At 69.6% G+C, this 26608-nt stretch carries 36 protein-coding genes; 27 read left to right on the forward strand and 9 right to left on the reverse strand.

Annotated features, from left to right (window positions below):
• Positions 1-129: 129 nt before the first annotated feature.
• Positions 130-525 (reverse strand): hypothetical protein, encoded by a 396-nt coding sequence (locus ACFYWQ_RS06095; RefSeq protein ID WP_389513287.1) that lies wholly within the window; start codon positions 523-525, stop codon positions 130-132.
• Positions 526-680: 155 nt separating this feature from the next.
• Between ACFYWQ_RS06095 and ACFYWQ_RS06100 the strand changes: the two genes are divergently transcribed.
• From ACFYWQ_RS06100 to ACFYWQ_RS06110, 3 genes are all read left to right on the forward strand, one after another.
• Complete coding sequence (locus ACFYWQ_RS06100; RefSeq protein WP_389513289.1) at positions 681-1814, forward strand: acyltransferase family protein; 1134 nt, start codon at positions 681-683, stop codon at positions 1812-1814.
• Positions 1815-1889: 75 nt separating this feature from the next.
• Positions 1890-2372, forward strand: coding sequence for a hypothetical protein (locus ACFYWQ_RS06105; protein ID WP_389513290.1), 483 nt, complete (start codon positions 1890-1892; stop codon positions 2370-2372).
• A 64-nt stretch (positions 2373-2436) separates the two neighbouring features.
• Entirely contained in the window at positions 2437-3180 is a 744-nt protein-coding gene (locus ACFYWQ_RS06110) for a hypothetical protein (protein WP_389513291.1), read from the forward strand.
• Here the strand turns inward: ACFYWQ_RS06110 and ACFYWQ_RS06115 are convergent.
• The 8 genes from ACFYWQ_RS06115 to ACFYWQ_RS06150 form a co-directional block, all read right to left on the reverse strand.
• Positions 3140-3361 (reverse strand): hypothetical protein, encoded by a 222-nt coding sequence (locus ACFYWQ_RS06115; RefSeq protein ID WP_389513292.1) that lies wholly within the window; start codon positions 3359-3361, stop codon positions 3140-3142. The two genes, ACFYWQ_RS06110 and ACFYWQ_RS06115, sit on opposite strands and share 41 nt — an antisense overlap.
• A 109-nt stretch (positions 3362-3470) precedes the next feature.
• Positions 3471-4379 carry a hypothetical protein gene (locus ACFYWQ_RS06120; RefSeq protein WP_389513294.1) on the reverse strand — a complete coding sequence of 303 codons (909 nt, stop codon included), beginning with the start codon at positions 4377-4379 and terminating at the stop codon, positions 3471-3473.
• A gap of 234 nt (positions 4380-4613) precedes the next feature.
• The gene (locus tag ACFYWQ_RS06125; protein WP_389513296.1) at positions 4614-7505 is read right to left on the reverse strand and encodes a poly(A) polymerase; all 2892 of its coding nucleotides are present in this window, start codon (positions 7503-7505) and stop codon (positions 4614-4616) included.
• A gap of 83 nt (positions 7506-7588) precedes the next feature.
• The gene (locus tag ACFYWQ_RS06130) at positions 7589-9250 is read right to left on the reverse strand and encodes an RNA ligase family protein (RefSeq protein ID WP_389513297.1); all 1662 of its coding nucleotides are present in this window, start codon (positions 9248-9250) and stop codon (positions 7589-7591) included.
• Between the two features lie 244 nt (positions 9251-9494).
• Positions 9495-10169: a hypothetical protein gene (locus tag ACFYWQ_RS06135; RefSeq protein ID WP_389513298.1), complete on the reverse strand. Its 675-nt coding sequence runs from the start codon at positions 10167-10169 to the stop codon at positions 9495-9497.
• 4 nt (positions 10170-10173) lie between these two features.
• A complete protein-coding gene (locus ACFYWQ_RS06140) occupies positions 10174-11706 on the reverse strand; it encodes a putative T7SS-secreted protein (RefSeq protein WP_389513300.1) in 1533 nt (510 codons plus the stop codon).
• Positions 11707-11728: 22 nt separating this feature from the next.
• A complete protein-coding gene (locus tag ACFYWQ_RS06145; protein WP_389513302.1) occupies positions 11729-12478 on the reverse strand; it encodes a hypothetical protein in 750 nt (249 codons plus the stop codon).
• Positions 12475-12801, reverse strand: a complete 327-nt coding sequence (locus tag ACFYWQ_RS06150) for a hypothetical protein (RefSeq protein WP_389513304.1) — start codon at positions 12799-12801, stop codon at positions 12475-12477. The genes ACFYWQ_RS06145 and ACFYWQ_RS06150 overlap by 4 nt, the downstream gene beginning before the upstream one ends.
• 563 nt (positions 12802-13364) lie before the next feature.
• On the opposite strand from ACFYWQ_RS06150, the gene rpsJ reads away from it, so the two are divergent.
• The 24 genes from rpsJ (at position 13365) to map (ending at position 26323) form a co-directional block, all read left to right on the forward strand.
• Positions 13365-13673, forward strand: a complete 309-nt coding sequence (gene rpsJ / locus ACFYWQ_RS06155) for a 30S ribosomal protein S10 (RefSeq protein ID WP_003948644.1) — start codon at positions 13365-13367, stop codon at positions 13671-13673.
• 17 nt (positions 13674-13690) lie between these two features.
• On the forward strand, positions 13691-14335 hold the full coding sequence (rplC, locus tag ACFYWQ_RS06160; protein ID WP_356249902.1) for a 50S ribosomal protein L3: 645 nt from the start codon (positions 13691-13693) through the stop codon (positions 14333-14335).
• A gap of 8 nt (positions 14336-14343) precedes the next feature.
• Positions 14344-15000: a 50S ribosomal protein L4 gene (gene rplD / locus ACFYWQ_RS06165; RefSeq protein WP_389513306.1), complete on the forward strand. Its 657-nt coding sequence runs from the start codon at positions 14344-14346 to the stop codon at positions 14998-15000.
• Positions 15000-15419, forward strand: coding sequence for a 50S ribosomal protein L23 (rplW, locus tag ACFYWQ_RS06170; protein WP_385066698.1), 420 nt, complete (start codon positions 15000-15002; stop codon positions 15417-15419). The genes rplD and rplW overlap by 1 nt, the downstream gene beginning before the upstream one ends.
• A 40-nt stretch (positions 15420-15459) precedes the next feature.
• Positions 15460-16296, forward strand: coding sequence for a 50S ribosomal protein L2 (rplB, locus tag ACFYWQ_RS06175; RefSeq protein ID WP_030788280.1), 837 nt, complete (start codon positions 15460-15462; stop codon positions 16294-16296).
• A gap of 12 nt (positions 16297-16308) precedes the next feature.
• Positions 16309-16590 carry a 30S ribosomal protein S19 gene (gene rpsS / locus ACFYWQ_RS06180; RefSeq protein WP_384829932.1) on the forward strand — a complete coding sequence of 94 codons (282 nt, stop codon included), beginning with the start codon at positions 16309-16311 and terminating at the stop codon, positions 16588-16590.
• Between the two features lie 42 nt (positions 16591-16632).
• Positions 16633-16980 (forward strand): 50S ribosomal protein L22, encoded by a 348-nt coding sequence (gene rplV, locus ACFYWQ_RS06185; RefSeq protein ID WP_019329637.1) that lies wholly within the window; start codon positions 16633-16635, stop codon positions 16978-16980.
• Complete coding sequence (gene rpsC, locus ACFYWQ_RS06190) at positions 16980-17804, forward strand: 30S ribosomal protein S3 (protein WP_389513308.1); 825 nt, start codon at positions 16980-16982, stop codon at positions 17802-17804. Before rplV ends, rpsC begins: the two co-directional genes overlap by 1 nt.
• Before the next feature lie 5 nt (positions 17805-17809).
• Positions 17810-18229 (forward strand): 50S ribosomal protein L16, encoded by a 420-nt coding sequence (gene rplP, locus ACFYWQ_RS06195; RefSeq protein ID WP_004927269.1) that lies wholly within the window; start codon positions 17810-17812, stop codon positions 18227-18229.
• Complete coding sequence (rpmC, locus tag ACFYWQ_RS06200) at positions 18229-18453, forward strand: 50S ribosomal protein L29 (protein WP_010036720.1); 225 nt, start codon at positions 18229-18231, stop codon at positions 18451-18453. Before rplP ends, rpmC begins: the two co-directional genes overlap by 1 nt.
• On the forward strand, positions 18453-18740 hold the full coding sequence (gene rpsQ / locus ACFYWQ_RS06205; protein WP_007384073.1) for a 30S ribosomal protein S17: 288 nt from the start codon (positions 18453-18455) through the stop codon (positions 18738-18740). Before rpmC ends, rpsQ begins: the two co-directional genes overlap by 1 nt.
• A 104-nt stretch (positions 18741-18844) precedes the next feature.
• A complete protein-coding gene (rplN, locus tag ACFYWQ_RS06210; RefSeq protein WP_003998823.1) occupies positions 18845-19213 on the forward strand; it encodes a 50S ribosomal protein L14 in 369 nt (122 codons plus the stop codon).
• Positions 19214-19215: 2 nt separating this feature from the next.
• On the forward strand, positions 19216-19539 hold the full coding sequence (rplX, locus tag ACFYWQ_RS06215) for a 50S ribosomal protein L24 (RefSeq protein ID WP_030039760.1): 324 nt from the start codon (positions 19216-19218) through the stop codon (positions 19537-19539).
• Positions 19539-20096, forward strand: coding sequence for a 50S ribosomal protein L5 (gene rplE, locus ACFYWQ_RS06220; protein ID WP_016434630.1), 558 nt, complete (start codon positions 19539-19541; stop codon positions 20094-20096). The genes rplX and rplE overlap by 1 nt, the downstream gene beginning before the upstream one ends.
• 5 nt (positions 20097-20101) lie before the next feature.
• The gene (locus ACFYWQ_RS06225) at positions 20102-20287 is read left to right on the forward strand and encodes a type Z 30S ribosomal protein S14 (protein ID WP_003948630.1); all 186 of its coding nucleotides are present in this window, start codon (positions 20102-20104) and stop codon (positions 20285-20287) included.
• A 210-nt stretch (positions 20288-20497) separates the two neighbouring features.
• Entirely contained in the window at positions 20498-20896 is a 399-nt protein-coding gene (gene rpsH, locus ACFYWQ_RS06230) for a 30S ribosomal protein S8 (RefSeq protein WP_007384075.1), read from the forward strand.
• Positions 20897-20920: 24 nt separating this feature from the next.
• Positions 20921-21460, forward strand: a complete 540-nt coding sequence (gene rplF / locus ACFYWQ_RS06235) for a 50S ribosomal protein L6 (protein ID WP_099969705.1) — start codon at positions 20921-20923, stop codon at positions 21458-21460.
• A gap of 3 nt (positions 21461-21463) precedes the next feature.
• Complete coding sequence (gene rplR, locus ACFYWQ_RS06240) at positions 21464-21847, forward strand: 50S ribosomal protein L18 (protein WP_389513310.1); 384 nt, start codon at positions 21464-21466, stop codon at positions 21845-21847.
• A gap of 43 nt (positions 21848-21890) precedes the next feature.
• The gene (gene rpsE / locus ACFYWQ_RS06245) at positions 21891-22496 is read left to right on the forward strand and encodes a 30S ribosomal protein S5 (RefSeq protein WP_003998815.1); all 606 of its coding nucleotides are present in this window, start codon (positions 21891-21893) and stop codon (positions 22494-22496) included.
• Between the two features lie 2 nt (positions 22497-22498).
• Positions 22499-22681 (forward strand): 50S ribosomal protein L30, encoded by a 183-nt coding sequence (rpmD, locus tag ACFYWQ_RS06250; RefSeq protein WP_361381371.1) that lies wholly within the window; start codon positions 22499-22501, stop codon positions 22679-22681.
• Between the two features lie 2 nt (positions 22682-22683).
• Positions 22684-23139, forward strand: coding sequence for a 50S ribosomal protein L15 (rplO, locus tag ACFYWQ_RS06255; protein ID WP_003974249.1), 456 nt, complete (start codon positions 22684-22686; stop codon positions 23137-23139).
• 241 nt (positions 23140-23380) lie between these two features.
• A complete protein-coding gene (gene secY, locus ACFYWQ_RS06260; RefSeq protein WP_389513311.1) occupies positions 23381-24694 on the forward strand; it encodes a preprotein translocase subunit SecY in 1314 nt (437 codons plus the stop codon).
• A complete protein-coding gene (locus ACFYWQ_RS06265) occupies positions 24694-25356 on the forward strand; it encodes an adenylate kinase (protein ID WP_389513313.1) in 663 nt (220 codons plus the stop codon). Before secY ends, ACFYWQ_RS06265 begins: the two co-directional genes overlap by 1 nt.
• Positions 25357-25486: 130 nt before the next feature.
• Positions 25487-26323 carry a type I methionyl aminopeptidase gene (map, locus tag ACFYWQ_RS06270; RefSeq protein ID WP_389513315.1) on the forward strand — a complete coding sequence of 279 codons (837 nt, stop codon included), beginning with the start codon at positions 25487-25489 and terminating at the stop codon, positions 26321-26323.
• Positions 26324-26608: the final 285 nt, after the last annotated feature.

Below are 26608 nucleotides of genomic sequence, written 5' to 3' on the forward strand. Positions count from 1 at the left end.
CTGGTAGCTCCAGCAGCGAGCTCCTGAGAGGGCCCGTACGACTCCGGTCGTACGGGCCCTTTCGCGTGCCCGCGCAGGACCCCGGTCGACCGGCGCCCGCCGGGCGAAGGCGACCCCTCACTGCTCCTCTCACGCCCCCTGCTCGGCCGCCGTCGGCTGCGGGCCGATCGCCATGCACACGAGGACCACGGCGCGCACGACGAGGCCGCCGAGCAAGGCGCTGAGGAAGCCGTCGACATGGACACCGCTGCCGAGCTCGGAGCTGATCCATGAGGCGAGCAGCCAGACCAGCGTGTCCTGGAGGAAGCCGATCACGGCGAGGATCTCCACCATCGCGAGGGAGGCGCCGGGGCCCCTGACGGCGTTGGGGTAGCTGTAGATCAGCTGGTTCACGACGAGGAACACGGCGCCGGGCAGGAGCAGTTCCCAAGGCGGGTCGTCGAGGACGGGCGTGAGGCCGGGGAGCGCGGCGGTGGCGACGCCGACGCCGAGGAAGGTGCCGAGAACGCGTCTTCGCTTGTACATGGCCACGATCATCAGCCCGCGCCTCCGTCAAGTGAAGCCCCGAGAAACGGACTTGGACGCTCCGGCGAGCGTTGCGGCAACTTCGCCGGGCGCCCGAGGGGAATGTCCCTCTGCGTTCCCTGTGAGGTGGTTGTGACCGCCGTAGTCTCCCCGGGATGACTGGCCTGACCCTCCCCCCTCTCGCCGTACGGCCGGAGCGCCGCCCCGCCCCCGCCCCGCGCCGGGAGCGGGCGCCCCGCCTCCACGTCCTCGACGGCATACGCCTGCTCGCCGCGCTGATGGTCGCGCTCCACCACTACGCCGGCACCTGGCGCGCCGACCGGCCGGGCAATCCGATCTGGGGCCGCCCGGTCTCCGAGATCATGCCGACGGTGTTCCACGTCGCCTCCTACGGCTGGATCGGCGTGGAGGTCTTCTTCGTCGTCAGCGGCTTCGTCATCTGCATGTCCTGCTGGGGCCGCACGCCGAGGCAGTTCTTCGTCTCCCGTGTGATCCGCCTCTACCCCGCCTACTGGTTCGCGGTGCTGTTCACGACGGGCGTGCTGGCGGCGTGGCCGGGCGTGTGGGAGCGCCTGCGCTGGCGTGACGTCCTGCTCAACCTGACGATGCTCCAGTCGGGCTCGGGCGTGCGGAACGTGGACGGCGTGTACTGGACCCTCTGGTCCGAGCTCCGCTTCTACCTGCTCTTCCTGGCCGTGGTCGCCACCGGGCTGACGTACCGCAAGGTCGTGCTGTTCTGCTGTGTGTGGGGTGCGGCGGCGATGCTCGCGCCGGTGGCGGACCTGCCGTTGCTGGAACTGGCCGCCGACCCCGACGGCGCCTGGTACTTCATCGCCGGCCTGGCCCTCTACCTGATGCACCGCTTCGGCCCGGACCTGCTGCTGTGGGGCGTCCTCGGCATGTCGTGGCTGATGGCCCAGCGGGAACTGGGCCTGCGGATCGACGAGGTCGAGCGGGTGTCCGGGTGGCGGGGCGCGGTGCTGATCTACACCGTGTTCCTGGGGGTCATGGTGGCGATCGCCCTCGGCCGGACGGACCGGATCCGCGGGCGGTGGCTGGTGACGGCGGGCAGCCTGACGTATCCCCTGTACCTGACGCACTACGCGGCCGGTACGACGGTGATCAACCGGCTGCGGGACGAGCTGGACGCACGGCTGCTGGTGGCGCTGGTGCTGGCCGGCTTCCTGGTGCTGAGCCTGCTGGTGCACCGGTGCGTGGAGCGCCCGCTGGCGCGGGTGGTGAAGCGGGGGCTGGAGACGTCGTTCGCGCGGGTGCGGGGCGCGGAGTAGGGCCTGCGTGCGGCGGCGGTTGTTAGCCTGCTTCCTTCGCGAGTCGGGCGCCGAGCGGGTGGGGGGAAGGCAGTCATGGCACGACCGGCCGCGCGGCGGCGCCTGTGGGACCGGGTCACCGGCACCACGTATCCCGACCGCGGTGTCGTACCGCTGCCCGCCCCGGAGGTCAGGGCCGCACTGCTCGCGCTCGACGGGCCGGACGTGCCGTTCCGCGTCCGCAACGCCCTCCCCGCCGAGAAGGCGGACCTGGTGGCGGAGTGGCGGGTCCCCGAACTGGACCTGACCCTCAGGACCCGGATGCGCTTCGTCCCCGGTAAGTGTGAGGTCCTCACCCTTGACGAGCGCTGGGACAGGTCGCCCGAGCACGGCGGCAGGCGGTACGGCCGCGGACCGTCGACCGCGGTGTCCCGCCGGTGGACGTACGAGCGGGATCCCGACGGCCGCCGCCGCAGGGTCGAGACGTTCCGCTTCGACTCGCGGGACATGAGGAGGCCCTTGCTGGGGGCGGTGCTCGGCGCGGGGTGGACCTGGCGGGGGGTGCTGGTCAGGTGGTGACCGGGTGGGGCAGGGCCGTGGGACGGGGACCGGTTCGTGCCGTCCGCGGTCCGGAGGGCCGAGCGTGAGCGGGGCCGGGCCGGCGGGCCGGCCCTTCGCGGTCCCGGAGGAGCAGGTGGCGCGCCCGGTGTTCGCGGCGCTCGGCGGGATCGTGGAGATCGGGGCGGTGGTGGCGACCGGCACGTGGAGCGTGGCCGCCGCGTCGGTCGGGGAGCTGGTCGACGGACGCGGTGGCGAGGTGCGGCGGCTGCTGGACCTCGTGCGGGACATCGGCGGGTTCAGCCCGGCGGCGATGGGCCTCGCCGACGCGCTGGGGTATCTGCGGGAACACCCGGTGACGGTGGAGTGGCTGCTGCTCTGGTCCCGGGGGATCGAGGGCGTACCGGACCCGGTCGAGGAGCTGGAGCGGCCGGACACGGTACGGCGGATGTGCCGCGCCGGAGCCGATCTCCAGCTCGCCGATCTGGTGCAGGCACTGGTCACCGCCGCCCTCGTCAAGGCGGGGGGCGCGGCGGACGTACGGCAGGACGCGGAGCGCGTCGCCGAGGCGCTGGCGATCGCCGTGCGGCTCGTGGGACAGAGCACGCCGGCTGCCGCCTTCCGCACCTGGCGGGTGATGTTCCTGCCGGACATCGTCCGGCCCGGCTCGAACGCGCCCGAGGCCGGGAAGTCAGGCTTCCGGGCCTTCGCCCGCGCGCTCGACGACCTGCTGGAACCGGATCAGGCTGCCGGACCGCCGGTGTCGCTCGGGGCGGAAACCGGTTCCGTCACTCCTGTCCGAAGATCGCCTCGGTCGTCGGAGCGGTGATGGCCCGGGACAGCCACGTGCGGAGGGTTTCGGTGTCGTGGCATGAGGTGATGCGGCGGCGGGCGTCGTCGGGGATGCGGAGACCGCGCTGTTCGAGGATGAGCAGGAGGGCGTCCGCTCGGCCTTCGTCTCGGATTTCTTCGGAGAGGTAGGACTTGTAGAAGGAGAGGTCCACGGCCACCAGATGCTCCAAGGGGGTTCGGCCGGGCGGTCGCCCGGCCCATGCGTGGTGAGTCGACGATGGGGCCGGGCGGCCGGTGGCCTGCGGGCGGACCAAGCGGTGATGGGGCCTACTCGTTGCCGAAGACGTCGTCGACGGTCGGGGCAGTGAGGGCTCGGGACAGCCACGTGTGGAGGGTGTCCGTGTCGTGGCATGAGGTGATGCGGCGGCGGGCGTCGTCGGGGATGCGGAGACCGCGCTGTTCGAGGATGAGCAGGAGGGCGTCCGCTCGGCCCTCTGCCTGGCCTTCTGTCCGGCCTTCTGCCCGGCCTTCTGCCCGGCCTTCGTCTCGGATTTCTTCGGAGAGGTAGGACTTGTAGAAGGAGAGGTCCACGGCCACCAGATTCCTCCAGAGGTGCTTGGCCGGGCGGTTGCCCAGCCCCTGTGCGGTGAGTTCGACGATGGGGTCCGCGATGTCTTCGGGCATGTCCCTCAGCGCTGTGGACAGGGCTTTCAGTATGGCACCGATGTCCGGGTCACCGGCGTGTGTGATGGCCGAGAGCGTGGCGAGGGCGAGGTCGGCGCGGGCCTCGTCCGGATCGGTGATCACCGGCATGTTGTGGGGACCGGCGACCACGGGGCGCAGGGTGAGGGTGGGCAGCTGAGCCGGGCCGCTGCTGAACGGCTGCTCGGCCCAGAGTGCTGTGGCCCGGTCCTGGCACACGACCATGAGGGCGGTGGGCAGCCGGTACTTGGTCCAGAGGTAGGAGGTGTAGTACGCCCAGCTCGCGGGCTTGACGGGGTCTTTCTTCCCCTGGGCCTCGATGGCGAGGAGGAAGGCGTCCCGCTCCGCGGACTCCAGCCGCAGCAGCGTGTCCACGCGGCGCTCGACGGGGCTGGTCTCGGTGAGATCGGTGGGCATGACCGTCACCTTGAGGGGAGCTGGGACGGGGAACCCCAGGACCTGCGAGACCCGGCTGAAGAGCCCGGGATCGTGCCGGAAGATGTGGTGCATCGCCTCGTGGGACGAGCTGACCATAGGATTCCTCGCTGTTTCGGACGGTGAAGGCTTCCGCTCGGCGGGCGCGGCAAAGGACAGGCACCGCGTTCGGGCGGGAGGAGCGGCCGCTGGAGAGGGCTCGCCTTCGGGGAAGCGCGGGGCGAGCATAGGGCGGTGAACCGGGCCAAGATCCAGCCGAATTAAGGATGATCACTCTTCCGGGTGATGGGGTCCGCCGGGGAGGAAGGCGGGGCCGGATCGGTGATCGTTCCTTCAGCGCAGGGTCGGGACCTCGCCGCCCTCGGCCCTCGTCAGGGTGACTCCGGTCAGGCCGCGCAGGCGGCGTTCCGCGACGGCCGCGAGGTGGTCGGCGGGTGGTGGGGTGGGGCCCAGGCCGATGGCGTAGCGGGCCGGGGCCGTGGTGAAGGGGCGGGGCCAGGCGTGGCACGCGGGGGCCGTCTCCGCGAGGTCGGTGACCAGGGCCCGCATCCTGCCCCGTACCCGGCCCTCGTCCGCGTCCGGTCCCACGGTCAGGACCGCCCAGGCCGCGTGGCGGCGGTGGAGCGGGGGAGGGGCGAGCAGCTCGGACCAGAGCTCGGGCCGGGGACGGCCCGGGGCTCGGCCCGTGGACGTGTCCAGCACCTCCCAGGCGCGGAACAGCTCCTCGGTGACGAGGTCCCGCATGCCCGGCGTGACCTGGTCCGTGCAGGGGCGCACCGGCGCTGACGGTGTCGTGATGGTGACGGGGAGCGCCGTCCGGGCCGTGCCGCCCACGGGGGTGTGCCAGTCCCAGGCCGCCCACGTCGCGAAGAAGTGCCGCAGCAGCTCGTCCGGGGGCAGGTCGCCGGACTCGCTCGCCGTGCGGGCGGCCAGCACCGACCAGGCCAGGCCCGGCACGCCCCCGAACGGTGCCGAGTCCAGGCCTCGCGCCTTCGCCCACGCCTTGACCTGCCTGGCCAGTCGGGCGAAGGCCGGTCCGTGGGCACCCGCCGCGGCGAGCACCGCGTCGGCGTCGCTCACCGCGCTCAGCGCGACCGCCGCCGACTCGCCCAGCTCGGCCCGGCGGTCCACCGCCTCGGCCGGGTCCATCGGGCCCGTGGCGACGACGACGAGGTCCACGTCAGGGCCGTCCGGCCCGTCCAGCCGCAACCGCAGGCCGGGGACACGGGCCCCGACCACCTCCCGCACGTCCCTCGCATCGGGGAGTGCCTTCATCAACTCCGCCTGTACGGAGGCGAGTTCGACGGCGCCGGGCAGCGCGGCCACCAGGTCCAGGTCCGCACCGGGCAGCGCGCAGCCCATGCGCCGGGAGCCGACGACGTGGACGACACCGCCGGGGAGCGCCTCCGCGATCCGGTCCGCGATCCGGTCGGCCGTCCGGTCGGTGATGCGGTCGGTGATGCGGTCGGCGATCCGGTCGGTGGTCCGGTCGGCCGCGAAGGTGCCGACGGCTCCCGGCCCGTACCCCGGCTCCTCCTCCCTCCAGCTCACCTCCCCCGTCCCCAGCCGCACCGTCCCCCGCACCCGCATCGGCTCGTCCCCGCGCCGGGACAGCAGCGCCAGCTCTCCGACCCTGACCGGCATCGGGGTGAGCCGGGCCGCGCAGGCGGCCGCCAGGGTGTTCGGGTCGGTGGTGCGGCCCAGGCTCAGGTGGGGGGTGAAGCCCGCGTGGCGGCCACGGCAGCGGGGGAAGTGGCGCCGGAGGGTGCGGTGCAGCTCCGTCCACGGCTCCTCGCCTGCGGCCGCCGGGTCGAGCCAGACCGTGGCGTCGTCCCGGTGGCCGAACCAGTGCACGCCCTCCAGCCGGGCGTCGAAGGAGCGGACCGGGGCGGCCGTGACCGCCGTCGCGAGAACGGAGGCCGCCTGCGCGAAGGCGTGCTCCGGGACGAAGCCGAAGAGCAGGTTCACATGCGGGGGCCAGCGGTGGATCTGCGGGTCGTGGTCCCGGCGGATGTCCTGGAGCGGCGGCCACAGCTCCTCGGGCGGGATCCACGCCAGTGCCGTACGGGGCGTCGGCCGGGCGTCGAGACGGTCGAGGGCCCCGGCCGCCGGGGACTCCGGTGCCCGCGTCGTCACCTCGGCCCGCACCCCGTAGTGGTCCGAGAGGTACAGCCCCTCCGCCGTCGGCGCGTCCCCGCACAGTTCCGCCCGCCGCACCCGCAGGCCCTCGCCCCGCAGCAGCACCCGGTCCAGCCGTGACGCCCGGCCGGTCAGGGACGAGACCGCGGCCAGCGGGTTGGTGCCCGGGTCGAAGGTCGGGGTCGCGTCGTCGGCGCCGTGCGCCTCGCTCCACGCGTCCCGCATGCCCAGCGTCAGCTGCGGTGTGTGACCGCCGTCGTTGAAGTCGCCCAGCAGGAGCAGATCGGCGTCCGGGGCGGCCAGTCCCTCGGCGAGGGCGGTCAGTTCGGCGGTGCGCCGGCCGGCGCCGTCGTCGGAGTGGTCGCTGCTCAGATGCGTCGCCGCGACGACGAGGGGACGCGGGCCCGCCTCCACGACCAGGGCCGTCACCGCCTTGTGCGGGCCCAGCGCGTGGAACGCGGCCTCGCGGACGGGCAGCCGGCTCAGGAGCAGCAGACCGTACGCGTCCACGTCCCGCCCCCGCGGGTCCGTCGCCAGCGTCCACCCCGCCCGCACCCACGGCTCGCGCAGCAGCGGGGCGAGCAGCTCCGCCTCGACCTCCTGCAACGCGATCACGTCCACGTCGGCGTCGCGCAGCGCCCGCAGCAGCAGCGGCCTGCGCCGGGCGCTGTCGATGCGCTCGGCGTCGTACCGGTCCCAGAGGGTGTTCCAGGTCAGCACCCGCACATCGCCGGAGCCGGGTGCGGCGGTCCCGCGCGGGCGGGGTACGGGCGTCCAGTCCCCGCCGTCCCACGCGTGGGGCGAGCGGGCCGTGAAGAACGGGGCGCGCAACAGCCGGGCCTCGCGCACCCGGCCGGCCTCGGTCGCGTCGATCCGGTCCACCCCCGTGGCCCGGTCCCACACCAGCTCGCCGTCCGCCTCGAAGAACAGCACCCGGTGCCACGGGATCTCACCGCCCGGGACGAACGCGGGCAGCGGCACGCGCTCGGGGGCGGCTCCGCGCTGGAGCACACCCAGCACGAAGCGGGCCGGGTCGAAACGCGCGTCCCAGCGCACCCGGTGATAGATCTCCTCGCTCGTCCGCACCGTTCCTCGCCCTCTCCCCGTACGTCTTCCTCAAGCCTCCACCGGAGACCTCCGCCCTGAGACCTCTTCTTGCGGTCTCTTCCTCAGACCTCGTCCTCCACGGACCCGCTCGCCCCGACGTACCAGGTGCGGTGCGCGTCTCCCGGATACGGCGGGCCGAAGCGGCGCAGCTGGGCGGCGAGCACGTCCGGCGGCACCGGGTGCGCGCGGCGGGCGTTGCGCCGTACCAGCTCGTCCTCGTCGACCAGGACCACGGCGTGGGTGGTCAGGGCGTCGCGGCGGTGGGCGACCGCGTGCACGAGCGAGCGCTGCTGCCGGTTCAGGGAGGTGGCGTCCCACACGACGGTCCCGCCGGCGGCCAGCGCACCGTCCAGCCGGGCCAGCCCCTCGCGCAGCACGTCCGCGTTGGCCCGCTGGTCGGCGCGCGCCCCGCGTGCCTCGCGCAGGTCGTCCAGACAGACGTACGCGTCCACGCCCGGCAGCCGCCGGGCGAAGGTGCTCTTGCCGCTGCCGGCCGGGCCGGACAGGTGGACCAGCTTCGGGAAGGCGCCGGACCGCAGGCGCCAGGTCGCGGCGACGGCCTCGGCGGGACCGCCGATCCGCCCGTCGGCGTACGCCTCCCGGGCCTCGGCCCGGCACCGGACGGCGACGTCGGCGGGCAGGTCCCGGAACGCCTCCCGCAGCGCGTCCTCGTCCAGGGCGACGACGTCCTCGGCGTGCAGCGCCGACCACTCCGTCTGCTCGCGCGCCTCGTCCGTGTCCGCGGTGGCCCGGGCGACGGCGTGCAGCAGACCGAGGTCGGCGGCGTACGACAGCCGCACCAGGCCGGACCGCCGGTCCTCGTCCGGGTACGGCCGGTGCAGCGCCGGGTGCAGCCCCACGAGGTCGGCGACCCGGCGCGCGAGCGGCATGCCCACCACCCCGGCGAGCCGCGCCGCGATCCGTGCCCGCCGGCCACCGTGCAGCAGGGCGGCCAGGACGCCGGCGAGCCGGTCGTCCCCCGACCGCTGGGCCGGGTCGAAGCGGGCGACGGCGTCCGGATCCCCCTCGCCGGGCAGCCCGACGGCCTCCGCCAGCGCCGCCGGGTCGACGGCCGCGCCCGAGCGCACGGCCCACAGCGCGGACCGCGGGCCGAGCCCGTTGGCGACGACGGCCGTGTGCATCCAGTGGGTGTCCGTCCGCACGTGCCCGGCCCGCACCCACTTGGCCACCCGCGCCCCGAACTCCCGCGCGTCGAACCCGTCCACGACCCGGACGACGTACCCCTCCTGCCGTTCGAGGTCCAGCCGCAGGGCGCGCAGGGCCCGCTCGTCGAACACGCCCCGCCACAGCACCCGCGGCACGGGCACCCCGAGCCCGTCCAGGAAGGCCACCGTCCGGTCCCAGCCCAGGCAGCGGCCGCGGTCGTCCCACACCGAGAAGCCGTAGAAGTAGCCGTCCAGGGCGTCGTACGCGATCGAGTGGCGGGCGTACAGGTTCTCGCCGCACACCCGCCAGCCCTCCGGGACGGCGGGGCCGACGCGGGCCTGGAGCGCCTTGACCCAGGTGCGCGAGGGATGGTGGGCGGAGTCGAGGGAGCGGGCGTGCAGGCCGTCGGCGTACAGGGTGGTGTTCTCGCCGTCGAGCTTCTCGGTGACGACGACCTCGCGGCCGCGCAGGCCGGACAGGTCGGTGACCCGCAGATCGTCGGCACTCGCCCCGGGTGACCAGGGCAGATGCCGGGTCCGCGGATAGTGCGTACGCATGGTGAAACGCTCCCCGTGCCGGCCGACGTACCTGGTCAGGGTAGGAGCGCGGGGCGGGAGCGGGCGAGTGGATTACATGCGCCCTCGTCCCGGCCCTCGTCCCCGGATTCCCCCCGCGATGTGGAGCACGGGCGGCCCGCGACTCGCCCTCGCCTCGGACGCGTGGGCGGACCGCGGGGCGTACGCGGCGCGAGGTTGAACGCCGTTCAGGACACCCTGCGGTCAGCGCGGCGGGAGCGCACCCTCATCGCCTGTGTTCCCGGGTCTGGAGGACCGCCAGGGCGTAGGCGACCCGGACGTCCAGGTGGCGGGCTTCGAAGTGGTAGAGCCCGCTGACGCCCCGGTAGTCCAGGACCGTGCCGGCGCCCTGCGCGCGCCAACAGGTGCGGACCGGTCTCTTGAACGTGTAGTCGTCCGTGGTTCCGTCGAAGAAGGCGTACACGAGCGCGCAGAGCGCGAAGAGGAACCAGAAGGGTGCCGTCACCGCGTAGGTGAGCCAGGCGTACCAGGTGCCCTCCTTGCCCGTGACCGGTCGTGGTGTGTCGAGGAGCCGCGCGGACCAGCGGACGCGGCGGGGCCAGGGCAGGAGCCTGCCCGCACGGCGGCTGATCCTGGCCAGGGGTGTGCCGTCGACGGCGTGGACGTCGTAACCGTCCGGAGCGACCGGGTGGACGGAGCACCACGGCCTGCCGCCCGGTCCGTCGTGGATCCAGAAGGGTGACGGCGCCTCGCGGTTCCCCCCTTGCGCGGATCGCGGTGTGAACACCCTGGCCAGCGGGGCGTCCTCCGGGCGGCGGGCGGTCGACAGCCGGATCGTCGATGTCATCTCGGCGTCGGGCGGCAGGCCCGGTGACCCCGGGTCGGATACCGGAACCGGGTTGTTCGGAGAGATCAGGAACGCGTACGAGTTGTGGTCCACGGTGTCATCCGAACGGGTTGGCGTCGGCCAGGCCGCCGATGACGTCGTCTGCGACCTCGCGGGCGCGGTCGATCTTCTCGTGGACGACCTCCGATCCGTACTGGACCTCTTCGGTCGCGATCCGCACACCCTCCTTGTAGAGGTTCTTCGCGCCGCGCGTCGCCTCGTAACCGCGTGCCGTCCAGGACCGGGGGTCGATGTAGCGGCCGACGGTCTCGCCGGTGTCGTCGATGATCGGCCTGACGGAGTCCGTGAGTGCGGGGATGTGTCTCAGCGGGGTGTTCTCGATCAGCTGGGGCATCGCCTTCTGGAAGGCGATGTCCGTTATCCCGGCACCGGGCCGGTACAGGTTGTAGTCACCGAACTCCTTGACCACGGCGACCTTGAAGCGGTCCGCCAGGGTGTCCGCGGTGATGTGGATCGCATGGGCCTTGCTGCCGAGGGCGCTGACGTTGCGCATCACCCATTCCTCGGCGTCGTCGCCCAGTTTCGCGGTTCCCCCGACGTGCTCGATGATGTCGTCCGCGCGCTTCCAGGCGTCGGAGGCCTTCGCTCCGAAGTCCAGGACGTTCATCGGGATCTTGACGCCCTTGAACATTCCCTTGCCGACCTTACCCAGCCGCAGGAGGTCGCCGAACGGGACGAAACCGACGAGGTCCAGGCCGATGTCCATCCAGTTGCCCTTCTTCGCTCCGGCCGCCCAGCCCACACCGTGGAAGAGGAGGGCACCCCCGTTGAGCACCATGCCGATGCCCTCGAAAACGACGGCGCCGATGATCGTCTCGGAGAAGACGATCGCGAGGACGTCGCAGGCGGCACTGGCGTAGCCGAGCCAGTCACCGATCTCGTAGATCGTGTCCGCATGCTTCTCGATCCAGTCCCAGAGGTCGCCCGCGAGGTCCTTGACGCGGTCGCCCAGGCCCTTGATGGCGTCGGCCAGCATGTCGAGGAGGGACTCGACCGGTGCGGCTTCGGCCGCCCTGCGGATCAACCCCGCGGCGACGCGTGCCGCCGCCTGGTGGTCGTGCAGCAGCTCGCGCGCCTTCTCGACGATCGCGTCCAGATCGTCGCTCGCCTCGTTCACCCGTGTCGTCGCGCGGTCCAGGCGCCGTTGTGCGTTCTGCAGTTCCTCGTCCGTGCCGAACGTCTGGCCCGCCAGCTCCAGGTCCGGGTTGTTCCGTGCTTCTTCCAGCGCCTTCCTGGCCGCCGCGGCTTCTTGTTCGTACTGGCGCGCCAGCACCTGGAAATCCGTCATCCGGGACTCCCAGGTGCGCAGTGCATGCGCGGCGTCGATCAGTGAGTCGTGCCCGGTGGCCAGGTACTTCGGCAGTACGCCGGTCTTCTCCGCGAAGGCGGAGGCCGCTTCGCCCACCCACGCGCCGTCGGCCTTCCCCAGCCGGTTCAGGGTCTCGTGCGCGTCGTGGAGCTGCTTGCCCACTCCACTGAGCGCGGTGACCAGTTGGTGCACCGACGACGGCACACCCGGTGCGGGATCGAAGCCGAGTGCGTCGTACGTCTGTGCCGTCTGCGGATTCATGGGGACGATCTCCTCGACGCGATCAGTAGGAGCCGAAGGGTGAGGGGGGAGGGGGAGGCGGGGCCGTCTCCGGCGGGGCCGCGGGCGCCCTTGCCTCGCCGAAGGCGACGGTGTCGGCGATGTCCGCGAGGACGGCCTGGTAGTGGTAGATGTCCTCGACATCGGCTGTGCTCAAGCAGAGCAGCAGCAACCGGTCCTCGGTGGGGAACGGGACCCAGACCTCGATCCGTACGAAGAAGCGTTCCTGTCTGTCCTCCGCCTCCGGCAGGGCCCACACGGCACGGGACCCGGCGACGTGGACGACCGCGGGGCCGGCGGGAAGGGAGACGAGCTGGACCTCGCCGCCGTCGCCCGCCTTGTCCAGCGCCTCCGCGATGCCCGCGGCGGTGAAACCCGGGTCGGGGTTGTCCAGACGGCGCACGCTCACGGTGAGCGTGGCGCGGCTGATGCGCTCGGGAAGTTCGGAACCGTCCGCGCTGCCGCCGATGGGGAAGACGCCGAGCGCGTTGTAGACGGTGCCGCCCTCGACGAGAGTCTGGGCGTTCGCCGTGTACATGGCCGTGGTGAGCTTGCGCAGGGGCTCCAGGTCCTCACGCTCGCCCCAGTAGTCGCCCGCGAACTGCCGCATCCGCGTGGCGGAGACGTCCTCGTCGTCACCCACGGGCAGGGGGACGGCGTGGAACTCCTGCTGCACCTGGAACCGGAACGCCGGTGGTGCGGTGCCGGAGTCCGCCGCCGTCGACGCGGCCCTGGCGGTGGGATCGGGGATCACTGGCCGGCAGCCTCCGTGGAGCTGTCGGCCACCTTCACGGACTGCACGAGTCCGGTGACCTCGTCCTCCAACTGCTGGTAGAGCCGGCCCGACAGCGCGACCTTCTCCGTGATGCCGCCCGTGGCGTCGGCGATCAACTCGATGCCGTAGCCCCACTTCTCCTGGAAGTCGTCGCAGGCTTCCTCGAGCTCGGCGGAGCCCGCGCCCTTCGGGCCGATGTCCCTCAGCTTCCTCATCGCGGACCGCATGCCGTCCGCGCATTCGGCGAGGTCGACGACGAGCCGCGCGAGCGCGTCGAACTCGACCTTGTAGTGACCGGTCATCCCTGGTGAGCCCCCACGCATCTCATCGTCCGACGATCATCGCAGGGAACGCGCGCGCCGGAAGGGGGACCGATCCGTCGGCGCGAGTGTGCGCAGAAGCTCTCCGAGTCCTTCACGCGGGCCCCGGAATCCCGGACGAGCCCCGAACGGTTTGACCTACATCACCTTCGGGGTATTCTCTCCGGCTCGATTGGCGGAGCCCCTGCCCCATATGGCAGACTGTCCGAGTTGCTCGGTCGAGTGTTGATGCTGCGCGCCTCCCGCCGGGAGGACCGGAAGCGAGTCCCACAGTACTCGTCGCCCTAACTGCCACACGGCAGCGCTGGGGCGGACGTACGGGAATCTTCCGGGAAGTGTGAGTGCGGCACCGGCCAGGCACCCGGTGGGCCTTCCGCCCCCGGTCTGCGGTTCCGGTAGGGCCGTGTGCATTCCCCGCAGGGATGTTCGAACGAGGGACATCCGTGTCAGCGGGAGCGCGACACGCCCGACCGCGTGGGTCGGAGGATCGGGTAGGGGAACACCAGGTTCCAGAGCGTTAGAAGAGACAGGACCACTGAGTAGCCATGGCGGGACAGAAGATCCGCATCCGGCTCAAGGCCTACGACCACGAGGTCATCGACTCCTCGGCGAAGAAGATCGTCGAGACGGTGACCCGCACTGGTGCGTCGGTCGCGGGCCCGGTGCCGCTGCCCACTGAGAAGAACGTGTACTGCGTCATCAAGTCGCCGCACAAGTACAAGGACTCGCGCGAGCACTTCGAGATGCGCACGCACAAGCGCCTGATCGACATCCTCGACCCGACCCCCAAGACCGTTGACTCTCTGATGCGACTCGACCTCCCGGCCGGTGTCGACATCGAGATCAAGCTCTGAGGCCGGTGATCTGAGAGATGGCAAAGCAGATCAAGGGCATCCTGGGCGAGAAGCTCGGCATGACGCAGGTGTGGGACGAGAACAACCGTGTTGTTCCGGTCACCGTCGTCAAGGCCGGCCCGAACGTCGTGACCCAGGTCCGTACGAACGACAGTGACGGCTACGAGTCGGTCCAGATCGCCTTCGGCGAGATCGACCCGCGCAAGGTGAACAAGCCCCTCAAGGGCCACTTCGCCAAGGCCGACGTCACCCCCCGTCGCCACCTCGTCGAGATCCGCACCGCGGACGCCTCCGAGTACACGCTCGGCCAGGAGATCACCGCTGAGGTGTTCGAGGCCGGCGTGAAGGTCGACGTGACCGGCAAGAGCAAGGGCAAGGGCTTCGCCGGTGTCATGAAGCGTCACAACTTCAAGGGCCTCGGCGCCGGTCACGGCACCCAGCGCAAGCACCGCTCGCCCGGTTCCATCGGTGGCTGCGCCACCCCGGGCCGCGTGTTCAAGGGCCTCCGCATGGCGGGTCGCATGGGCAACGAGCGGGTCACCACCCAGAACCTGACCGTCCACGCCGTTGACGCGGAGAAGGGTCTGCTGCTCATCAAGGGCGCGGTTCCTGGTCCGAACGGCGGCCTCGTCCTGGTCCGCACCGCGGCCAAGGGGGCCTGAGGTAACCGATGAGCACTGTTGACATCCTTTCGCCTGCCGGCGAGAAGACCGGTAGCGTCGAACTCCCCGCGGAGATCTTCGGCGTGGAGAAGGTCAGCATCCCGCTGATCCACCAGGTCGTCGTCGCGCAGAACGCGGCTGCCCGCCAGGGCACGCACAAGACCAAGACCCGCGGTGAAGTCCGTGGTGGCGGCAAGAAGCCGTACCGCCAGAAGGGCACCGGCCGCGCCCGTCAGGGCTCGACCCGCGCGCCGCAGTTCGCCGGTGGTGGCGTCGTGCACGGTCCCGTGCCGCGCGACTACTCGCAGCGGACCCCGAAGAAGATGAAGGCCGCGGCCCTGCGCCACGCCCTCACCGACCGGGCCCGCCACAACCGCATCCACGTCGTCACCGGCGTGATCGAGGGCGAGACCCCCTCCACGAAGGCCGCTCGCACGCTGTTCGGCAAGATCTCGGAGCGCAAGAACCTGCTCCTGGTCGTCGACCGCGCCGACGAGGCCGCGTGGCTGTCCGCCCGCAACCTGCCCCAGGTCCACATCCTGGAGCCGGGCCAGCTGAACACGTACGACGTGATCGTCTCGGACGACGTGGTCTTCACCCAGGCCGCTCTCGAGTCCTTCGTCGCCGGCCCGAAGGCCAACGACACCGAAGGGAGCGAGGCCTGATGGCTACGCGTCACCCGAGCATCGCCTCCAAGGCGGCCAAGGCCGCCAAGGCCGCGCGCGTCGCCAAGGCGCGCCGCCACGAGGCCGAGGGCAAGAACACCGTCGTCACCGCGCCCAGCAAGGCGTACACGGACCCCCGTGACGTACTGCTGAAGCCGGTCGTGTCGGAGAAGAGCTACGCGCTCCTCGACGAGAACAAGTACACGTTCATCGTCGACCCGAACGCCAACAAGACCCAGATCAAGCAGGCCGTCCAGGCGGTCTTCTCGGTCAAGGTCACCGGGGTCAACACGATCAACCGCCAGGGCAAGCGCAAGCGCACCAAGACCGGTTTCGGTCAGCGTGCCGCCACCAAGCGCGCGATCGTGACCCTTGCCGAGGGCGACCGTATCGACATCTTCGGCGGTCCGACCGCCTGAGGGCGGTCCGGATCGTCCGATATCGGACGAGGACTGAGAAATGGGAATCCGCAAGTACAAGCCGACTACGCCGGGCCGTCGTGGCTCCAGCGTCGCCGACTTCGTCGAGGTCACGCGGTCCACGCCGGAGAAGTCGCTGGTCCGTCCCCTGCACAGCAAGGGCGGCCGTAACAATTCCGGTCGTGTGACCGTTCGCCACCAGGGTGGCGGACACAAGCGCGCCTACCGCGTGATCGACTTCCGTCGTCACGACAAGGACGGCGTGCCGGCGAAGGTCGCGCACATCGAGTACGACCCCAACCGCACCGCGCGCATCGCGCTGCTGCACTACGCCGACGGCGAGAAGCGCTACATCCTCGCCCCGCGCAACCTGCAGCAGGGTGACCGCGTCGAGAACGGTCCCGGGGCCGACATCAAGCCGGGCAACAACCTGGCCCTCCGCAACATCCCGGTCGGTACCACGATCCACGCGATCGAGCTCCGTCCCGGTGGCGGTGCCAAGTTCGCCCGCTCCGCCGGTGCCTCCGTGCAGCTGCTCGCGAAGGAGGGCTCGATGGCCCACCTCCGCATGCCGTCCGGTGAGATCCGCCTGGTCGACCAGCGCTGCCGCGCCACGGTCGGCGAGGTCGGCAACGCCGAGCAGAGCAACATCAACTGGGGCAAGGCCGGCCGCAAGCGCTGGCTGGGCGTCCGCCCGACCGTTCGCGGTGTGGCGATGAACCCGGTCGACCACCCGCACGGTGGTGGTGAGGGCAAGACCTCCGGTGGTCGCCACCCGGTCTCCCCGTGGGGTCAGAAGGAGGGTCGTACTCGTTCGCCGAAGAAGGCTTCGAACAAGTACATCGTCCGCCGCCGCAAGACGAACAAGAAGCGCTAGGAGCGGGTTTAGATGCCGCGCAGTCTCAAGAAGGGGCCCTTCGTCGACGACCACCTGATCAAGAAGGTGGACGCCCAGAACGAAGCCGGTTCCAAGAACGTCATCAAGACCTGGTCCCGTCGCTCGATGATCATTCCCAGCATGCTGGGTCACACGATCGCGGTGCACAACGGCAAGACCCACATTCCGGTGTTTGTCACCGAGTCGATGGTCGGCCACAAGCTCGGCGAGTTCTCGCCGACGCGCACCTTCCGGGGTCACGTCAAGGACGACCGGAAGTCGAAGCGCCGCTAACAGCGGGGTGGAATGACCATGACAGACACTGGAAGGACAACCATGGAAGCCAGGGCCCAGGCGCGGTACATCCGCGTCACGCCCATGAAGGCCCGCCGCGTGGTGGACCTTATCCGTGGCATGGACGCCACGGAGGCTCAGGCGGTCCTGCGTTTCGCCCCGCAGGCCGCGAGCGTGCCGGTCGGCAAGGTGCTGGACAGCGCCATCGCCAACGCCGCGCACAACTACGACCACACTGACGCCGACAGCCTCTACATCTCCGAGGCGTACGTCGACGAGGGTCCGACCCTGAAGCGGTTCCGGCCGCGCGCCCAGGGCCGTGCCTACCGGATCCGCAAGCGGACCAGCCACATCACCGTGGTCGTCAGCAGCAAGGAAGGAACCCGGTAATGGGCCAGAAGGTTAACCCGCATGGGTTCCGGCTCGGTGTCACGACCGACTTCAAGTCGCGTTGGTACGCCGACAAGCTGTACAAGGACTACGTCAAGGAAGACGTCGCCATCCGTCGGATGATGACGTCCGGCATGGAGCGCGCCGGCATCTCGAAGGTGGAGATCGAGCGCACCCGTGACCGCGTGCGGGTGGACATCCACACCGCCCGTCCGGGCATCGTCATCGGCCGCCGCGGCGCCGAGGCCGACCGCATCCGCGGCGACCTCGAGAAGCTCACGGGCAAGCAGGTCCAGCTGAACATCCTCGAGGTCAAGAACCCCGAGGTCGACGCCCAGCTGGTGGCCCAGGCCGTCGCCGAGCAGCTCTCCTCCCGCGTCTCCTTCCGCCGCGCCATGCGTAAGAGCATGCAGTCGGCGATGAAGGCCGGCGCCAAGGGCATCAAGATCCAGTGCGGTGGCCGCCTCGGCGGCGCCGAGATGTCCCGCTCGGAGTTCTACCGCGAGGGCCGCGTGCCCCTGCACACGCTCCGCGCGAACGTGGACTACGGCTTCTTCGAGGCCAAGACGACCTTCGGCCGCATCGGTGTGAAGGTCTGGATCTACAAGGGCGACGTCAAGAACATCGCCGAGGTCCGCGCCGAGAACGCTGCCGCCCGTGCGGGTAACCGCCCGGCCCGCGGTGGCGCCGACCGCCCGGCCCGTGGTGGCCGTGGTGGCGAGCGGCGCGGTCGTAAGCCGCAGCAGCAGGCTCCCGCCGCCGAGGCCCCCCAGGCCGAGGCTGCCGCCGCCGCTCCGGCTGAGAGCACCGGAACGGAGGCCTGACCGACATGCTGATCCCCCGTAGGGTCAAGCACCGCAAGCAGCACCACCCGAAGCGCCGTGGTCAGGCCAAGGGCGGTACGACGGTCGCGTTCGGCGAGTACGGCATTCAGGCCCTCACGCCGGCGTACGTGACCAACCGCCAGATCGAGGCGGCCCGTATCGCGATGACCCGCCACATCAAGCGTGGTGGCAAGGTCTGGATCAACATCTACCCGGACCGCCCGCTGACGAAGAAGCCTGCCGAGACCCGCATGGGTTCCGGTAAGGGTTCTCCGGAGTGGTGGATCGCGAACGTGCACCCGGGCCGGGTCATGTTCGAGCTGTCCTACCCCAACGAGAAGATCGCCCGTGAGGCCCTGACTCGCGCAGCCCACAAGCTGCCGATGAAGTGCCGGATCGTCAAGCGCGAGGCAGGTGAAGCGTGATGTCGGCCGGTACCAAGGCGTCCGAGCTGCGCGAGCTGGGCAACGAGGAGCTGCTGAACAAGCTCCGCGAGGCCAAGGAAGAGCTGTTCAACCTCCGCTTCCAGGCGGCGACGGGTCAGCTCGAGAACCACGGTCGGCTGAAGGCCGTCCGTAAGGACATCGCGCGGATCTACACCCTGATGCGTGAGCGCGAGCTGGGCATCGAGACGGTGGAGAGCGCCTGATGAGTGAGAGCAACGTGACTGAGCAGACTGCAGAGGCCCGCGGCTTCCGCAAGACCCGTGAGGGTCTCGTCGTCAGCGACAAGATGGACAAGACCGTCGTCGTCGCCGTCGAGGACCGCGTCAAGCACGCGCTGTACGGCAAGGTCATCCGCCGTACGAACAAGCTCAAGGCGCACGACGAGCAGAACGCCGCGGGTGTCGGCGACCGTGTCCTCCTCGCGGAGACCCGGCCGCTGTCCGCGACGAAGCGCTGGCGCGTCGTCGAGATCCTCGAGAAGGCCAAGTAAGCAATTCTCCTGCGGGGCATCCCTCGCAGGACAGTTCCGCCAGGCTCCGGGAGCCGCTCCGCTGAGCGGCTCCCGGGGAACCGGCAGACAAACAGGAGATAGACGTGATCCAGCAGGAGTCGCGACTGCGTGTCGCCGACAACACTGGTGCGAAGGAAATCCTTTGCATCCGTGTGCTCGGTGGCTCCGGTCGCCGCTACGCGGGCATCGGTGACGTCATCGTCGCCACCGTCAAGGACGCGATCCCCGGTGGCAACGTGAAGAAGGGTGACGTCGTCAAGGCGGTCATCGTTCGCACCGTCAAGGAGCGCCGCCGTCCGGACGGCTCGTACATCCGCTTCGACGAGAACGCCGCCGTCATTCTGAAGAACGACGGCGACCCTCGCGGCACCCGCATCTTCGGCCCGGTCGGCCGTGAGCTGCGCGAGAAGAAGTTCATGAAGATCATCTCGCTCGCGCCGGAGGTGCTGTAAGCATGAAGATCAAGAAGGGCGACCTGGTCCAGGTCATCACCGGTAAGGACAAGGGCAAGCAGGGCAAGGTCATCGCGGCCTTCCCCCGCGAGGACCGTGTCCTGGTCGAGGGTGTCAACCGGGTCAAGAAGCACACCAAGGCCGGCCCCACCGCCAAGGGTTCCCAGGCCGGTGGCATCGTGACGACCGAGGCCCCCATCCACGTGAGCAACGTTCAGCTCGTCGTGGAGAAGGACGGCAACAAGGTCGTCACTCGTGTCGGTTACCGCTTCGACGACGAAGGCAACAAGATCCGCGTTGCCAAGCGGACGGGTGAGGACATCTGATGGCTACCACCACGACCCCGCGTCTGAAGCAGAAGTACCGCGAGGAGATCGCGGGCAAGCTGCGTGACGAGTTCAAGTACGAGAACGTCATGCAGATCCCCGGCCTCGTCAAGATCGTGGTCAACATGGGTGTGGGCGACGCCGCCCGCGACTCCAAGCTGATCGAGGGCGCCATCCGCGACCTCACCACGATCACCGGTCAGAAGCCGGCCGTCACCAAGGCCCGCAAGTCCATCGCGCAGTTCAAGCTGCGTGAGGGCCAGCCGATCGGTGCCCACGTCACGCTCCGTGGCGACCGCATGTGGGAGTTCCTGGACCGCACCCTGTCGCTCGCGCTGCCGCGCATCCGCGACTTCCGCGGCCTGTCCCCCAAGCAGTTCGACGGCCGTGGCAACTACACCTTCGGTCTCACGGAGCAGGTCATGTTCCACGAGATCGACCAGGACAAGATCGACCGCGTCCGGGGTATGGACATCACCGTGGTCACCACGGCGACCAACGACGCAGAGGGCCGCGCGCTCCTTCGTCACCTCGGCTTCCCCTTCAAGGAGGCGTGAGCGAGATGGCGAAGAAGGCTCTGATCGCGAAGGCTGCTCGCAAGCCCAAGTTCGGCGTGCGTGGCTACACGCGCTGCCAGCGCTGCGGCCGTCCCCACTCCGTGTACCGCAAGTTCGGCCTCTGCCGCGTGTGCCTTCGTGAGATGGCTCACCGTGGCGAGCTGCCGGGCGTGACCAAGAGCTCCTGGTAATCCCCGTATTTAGGGATTCACCGGGCTCTCGGTAAGCATCTGGGTCGGCAGGGGCCCACCTCCGCATGCCTTAGGCTTGTGGGGTTGGGCGTCTGCCGCCCGTACGACTTACTACGCCGTAGGTCCACCGCGCCGCACCCGTCCCGTCTCGGATCGGGGAGAGGGATGGCGCACCAGGAAACCCCGGCGAGAGAGGCCACAGGCCAATTCATGACCATGACTGATCCGATCGCAGACATGCTTACGCGTCTGCGGAACGCGAACTCGGCGTACCACGACTCCGTGACGATGCCGGCGTCGAAGATCAAGTCTCACATCGCGGAGATCCTCCAGCAGGAGGGCTTCATCACGGGCTGGAAGGTCGAGGACGCCGAGGTCGGCAAGAACCTCGTCCTCGAGCTGAAGTTCGGCCCGAACCGTGAGCGCTCCATCGCGGGCATCAAGCGGATTTCGAAGCCCGGCCTCCGGGTGTACGCGAAGTCCACCAACCTGCCGAAGGTGCTCGGCGGCCTGGGCGTGGCGATCATCTCCACGTCGCACGGGCTCCTCACCGACAAGCAGGCCGGCAAGAAGGGCGTGGGTGGGGAAGTCCTCGCCTACGTCTGGTAGCGGAAGGGAACGGAGGAAACAGCTATGTCGCGCATTGGCAAGCTCCCCATCACGGTTCCCGCCGGCGTGGACGTCACCATCGACGGCCAGACGGTCTCGGTCAAGGGTCCCAAGGGCTCGCTGACCCACACCGTCGTCGCGCCGATCGAGATCGCCAAGGGTGAGGACGGCGTTCTGAACGTCACCCGCCCCAACGACGAGCGTCAGAGCAAGGCCCTGCACGGCCTGTCCCGCACGCTGGTGGCGAACATGATCACCGGCGTGACCCAGGGTTACGTGAAGAAGCTCGAGATCAGCGGTGTCGGTTACCGCGTGACGGCCAAGGGTTCGAACCTGGAGTTCGCTCTCGGTTACAGCCACCCGATCACCGTCGAGGCCCCCGAGGGCATCACCTTCAAGGTGGAGACCCCGACCCGCTTCCAGGTCGAGGGCATCGACAAGCAGAAGGTCGGCGAGGTTGCGGCCAACATCCGCAAGCTGCGCAAGCCCGACCCGTACAAGGCCAAGGGCGTCAAGTACGAGGGCGAAGTCATCCGCCGCAAGGTCGGAAAGGCGGGTAAGTAACCCATGGCATACGGGCAGAAGATCCTGAAGGGCGACGCCTACAAGCGCGCCGCGATCAAGCGCCGTCACATCCGGATCCGCAAGCGGATCAACGGTACGGCGGAGCGTCCCCGTCTCGTCGTGACCCGCTCGAACCGCCACATCGTGGCGCAGGTGATCGACGACCTGAAGGGCCACACCGTGGCGTCGGCGTCCACCCTGGACGTGTCGATCCGCGGTGGCGAGGGCGACAAGTCCGCGCAGGCCAAGCAGGTCGGCGCCCTGGTCGCCGAGCGTGCCAAGGCCGCCGGTGTCGAGGCCGTCGTGTTCGACCGTGGTGGTAACCAGTACGCCGGGCGCATCGCCGCCCTGGCGGACGCCGCCCGCGAGGCCGGACTCAAGTTCTGAGTCCTGGTTCCGTAGCTAGCGGAGACAGAGAGAGGTAATTCCAATGGCTGGACCCCAGCGCCGCGGTGGCGGTGCCGGTGGCGGCGAGCGGCGGGACCGGAAGGGCCGTGACGGCGGCGCAGCTGCCGCCGAGAAGACCGCGTACGTTGAGCGCGTCGTCGCGATCAACCGCGTCGCCAAGGTTGTGAAGGGTGGTCGTCGCTTCAGCTTCACCGCGCTGGTCGTGGTGGGCGACGGTGACGGCACCGTGGGTGTCGGTTACGGCAAGGCCAAGGAGGTGCCGGCCGCCATCGCCAAGGGCGTTGAGGAGGCCAAGAAGCACTTCTTCAAGGTCCCCCGCATCCAGGGCACCATCCCGCACCCCATCCAGGGTGAGAAGGCTGCCGGCGTCGTGCTGCTCAAGCCCGCGTCCCCCGGTACCGGCGTTATCGCCGGTGGCCCGGTGCGCGCCGTGCTCGAGTGCGCCGGTATCCACGACGTGCTGTCGAAGTCGCTCGGCTCCGACAACGCGATCAACATCGTGCACGCGACCGTGGAGGCCCTGAAGGGTCTGCAGCGTCCCGAGGAGATCGCGGCCCGCCGCGGTCTGCCGCTCGAGGACGTCGCCCCCGCGGCTCTGCTTCGTGCGCGTGCCGGGGTGGGTGCGTAATCATGGCGCAGCTCAAGATCACGCAGAAGAAGTCCTACATCGGCAGCAAGCAGAACCACCGCGACACCCTGCGTTCCCTGGGCCTCAAGCGCCTGGGTGACGTGGTCGTCAAGGAGGACCGCCCCGAGTTCCGCGGCATGGTGCACACCGTCCGCCACCTCGTGACGGTCGAGGAGGTCGACTGATCATGGCGGAGAACAACCCGCTCAAGATCCACAACCTCCGTCCCGCCCCGGGCGCCAAGACCGCCAAGACCCGTGTCGGTCGTGGTGAGGCGTCGAAGGGTAAGACGGCCGGTCGTGGTACCAAGGGCACGAAGGCCCGCTACCAGGTTCCGGAGCGCTTCGAGGGTGGGCAGATGCCCCTCCACATGCGCCTCCCGAAGCTGAAGGGCTTCAAGAACCCGTTCAAGACCGAGTTCCAGGTCGTGAACCTCGACAAGCTGGCGGCGCTGTACCCGGAGGGTGGCGAGGTCACCGTCGAGGGTCTCGTCGCCAAGGGTGCCGTTCGCAAGAACAGCCTCGTCAAGGTTCTCGGCCAGGGCGAGATCTCCGTGGCGCTCCAGGTGACGGTCGACGCCGTCTCCGGCTCCGCCAAGGAGAAGATCACCGCCGCCGGCGGTACCGTCACCGAGCTCGTCTGAGTGCATCAGGCGTCTCGATGACTTGAGCGATCCCGACCGGGGATACCCCACATATGGGGTATCCCCGGTTGGTCGTTCCTAGGGTGGCCGTGTCGCCGGTAAGGTGACCTGCACTGCCCACTTTCACAAGATGCTTCCCATGGGGCACCTTGAGCGGCAGTGGACCGTTACACCTGTCGTTGTTCTTATTCCTCAAGACCGTCACCCTTGACGCAGATGCGCGGGGGTCGCAGGAGGCACCGTGCTCACCGCGTTCGCCCGGGCGTTCAGGACGCCCGACCTGCGCAAGAAGCTGCTCTTCACGCTCGGCATCATCGTGGTCTACCGGGTCGGCACCCACATCCCGATCCCGGGTGTCGACTACAAGAGTGTCCAGACCTGTGTGGACGAGGCCTCCGGCAACCAGGGCCTCTTCGGTCTGGTCAACATGTTCAGCGGCGGCGCGCTGCTGCAGATCACGGTCTTCGCGCTGGGCATCATGCCGTACATCACGGCGAGCATCATCCTTCAGCTGCTGACCGTGGTCATTCCGCGCCTCGAGGCCCTGAAGAAGGAGGGCCAGGCCGGCACGGCGAAGATCACGCAGTACACCCGTTACCTGACGGTGGCGCTCGCCATCCTCCAGGGCACCGGCCTGGTGGCCACCGCCCGCAGCGGCGCGCTCTTCTCCGGCTGCACCGTCGCGTCGAGCATCGTCCCGGACCGCGCGATCTTCACCACCATCACCATGGTCATCTGCATGACCGCCGGTACGGCCGTCGTGATGTGGCTCGGTGAGCTCATCACCGACCGCGGCATCGGCAACGGCATGTCGATCCTGATGTTCATCTCGATCGCCGCCACCTTCCCCTCCGCGCTGTGGGCCATCAAGAAGCAGGGCACCCTGGCGGACGGCTGGATCGAGTTCGGCACGGTCATCCTGGTCGGCCTGGTCATGGTCGCCCTGGTCGTCTTCGTCGAGCAGGCCCAGCGCCGCATCCCGGTGCAGTACGCCAAGCGGATGATCGGCCGCCGCTCGTACGGTGGGACCTCGACGTACATCCCTCTCAAGGTGAACCAGGCGGGTGTGATCCCGGTCATCTTCGCCTCGTCGCTGCTGTACATCCCGGCGCTGATCGCCCAGTTCTCCAGCGGGGACTCCGGGTGGAAGACGTGGATCGAGGCGCACCTGGTCAGGGGCGACCACCCGATCTACATCAGCTTGTACTTCTTGCTCATCGTTTTCTTCGCGTTCTTCTACGTGGCGATCTCCTTCAACCCCGAGGAAGTCGCCGACAACATGAAGAAGTATGGTGGCTTCATCCCGGGCATCCGGGCTGGCCGACCGACCGCTGAGTACCTGTCCTACGTGCTCAACCGGATCACCTGGCCGGGTTCGCTGTATCTGGGTCTGATCGCTCTCGTACCGACGATGGCGTTGGTTGGCTTCGGGGCAAGCCAGAACTTCCCGTTCGGTGGCACCAGCATCCTGATCATCGTGGGTGTGGGTCTCGAGACGGTGAAGCAGATCGAGAGCCAGCTCCAGCAGCGCAATTACGAAGGGTTCCTCCGCTGATGCGAATCGTCCTCGTCGGGCCGCCGGGCGCCGGAAAGGGAACGCAGGCCACTCGCCTGGCCGAGAAGCTGCGTGTCCCGCACATCTCCACGGGTGACCTGTTCCGCGCCAACATCAGCCAGCAGACGGAGCTCGGGAAACTCGCGAAGTCCTACATGGACAAGGGCGAACTGGTACCTGACGAGGTCACCATCGCCATGGCCAAGGACCGCATGCACCAGGAGGACGCCGTGAACGGCTTCCTGCTGGACGGCTTCCCCCGCAACGTCTCGCAGGCCGAGGCGCTGGACGAGCTCCTCCAGGGCGAGGGCATCAAGCTGGACGCGGTACTGGACCTGGAGGCCCCCGAGGAGGAGGTCGTCAAGCGGATCGCCGGCCGGCGCATCTGCCGCAACGACTCCGCGCACGTCTTCCACGTCACGTACAGCCCGCCGAAGCAGGAGGGTGTCTGCGACGTCTGCGGCGGCGAGCTGTACCAGCGCGACGACGACTCCGAGGACACGGTCCGCACGCGGCTGGAGGTCTACCACACGCAGACCGAGCCGATCATCGACTACTACAAGGCCCAGGGCCTGGTGGTGACCATCGAGGCCATGGGCCCGGTGGACAAGGTCACGCAGCGCGCCCTGGCGGCGCTGAAGCGCGAGGGCGACGACCAGTAGTCGTGCACGTCCGCGCAGCCGCGGTTCCCTTCGGGGGGCCGCGGCTGCTGTGTGGGGGTGGTGCGTCCCCCCGTATCGTTGAAGCGTTCGTTTCCGTCGTGTCGCCGGTCCAAGAAAGGCCGTAGTCCCCATGGTGCAGATCAAGAGCCCCGAGCAGATCGCCAAGATGCGTGCGGCGGGGCTGGTCGTCGCCGCCATCCACGCCGCGACCCGGGAAGCGGCCGTGCCGGGGGCGACGACGAAGGACCTGGACGCGGTCGCCCGCAAGGTGCTCGCCGAGCACGGGGCGAAGTCGAACTTCCTCGGCTACGGCGGTTTCCCCGCGACGATCTGCACCTCCGTGAACGAGGTCGTCGTCCACGGCATCCCCTCCGACGAGGTCGTCCTCAAGGACGGGGACATCATCTCCATCGACTGCGGCGCGATCGTCGACGGCTGGCACGGCGACGCGGCCTACACGGCCTTCGTGGGCTCCGGTCACTCCCCGGAGCTGATCGAGCTCTCCCGGGTCACCGAGGAGTCCATGTGGGCGGGCATCGCGGCGATGAAGCAGGGCAACCGGCTCGTCGACGTCTCCCGCGCCATCGAGACGTACATCCGCCGCCAGCCGAAGCCCGGCGGCGGCCGCTACGGCATCGTCGAGGACTACGGCGGCCACGGCATCGGCACCGAGATGCACATGGACCCGCACCTGCTGAACTACGTCGACCGCCGCAGGGGCAAGGGGCCGAAGCTCGTTCCCGGGTTCTGCCTCGCGATCGAGCCGATGGTGTCGCTCGGCACCCCGAAGACCCAGGTGCTCTCCGACGACTGGACGGTCGTCAGTACGGACGGCACGTGGTCGTCGCACTGGGAGCACTCCGTCGCCCTGACGGAGGAGGGTCCGCTGGTGCTGACGGCTCCCGACGGGGGGCGCGCGAAGCTGGCGGAGCACGGGGTCGAGGCCGCGCCGGATCCGTTGGCTTGAGGTCCCCGGCGGGGGGCCGGCCTCGGTCGGTGTCGCCCCCGCCGCCCCTTCCCTTCCCGTCGCCGGGGGCTGTGCCCCCGGACCCCGCTTTCGGCCTGGACGGCCTCGTCCTCAAAGGCCGGACGGGCTATTGGCGCCGCCCCGAATTCGTCGCATAAGGATCTCCCGCATGGGGCAGGCTTTCCCGATTCGTCTTTCCGGGTGCGCTGACGTAGACTGACTCGTCGGCTCTGGTGCACCCGCATGTCTGCATGCGCCCGCAAGGGACAGCGCAAGAGTCGATCA

This window comes from Streptomyces sp. NPDC003247 (assembly GCF_042888135.1).
Taxonomy (GTDB): domain Bacteria; phylum Actinomycetota; class Actinomycetes; order Streptomycetales; family Streptomycetaceae; genus Streptomyces.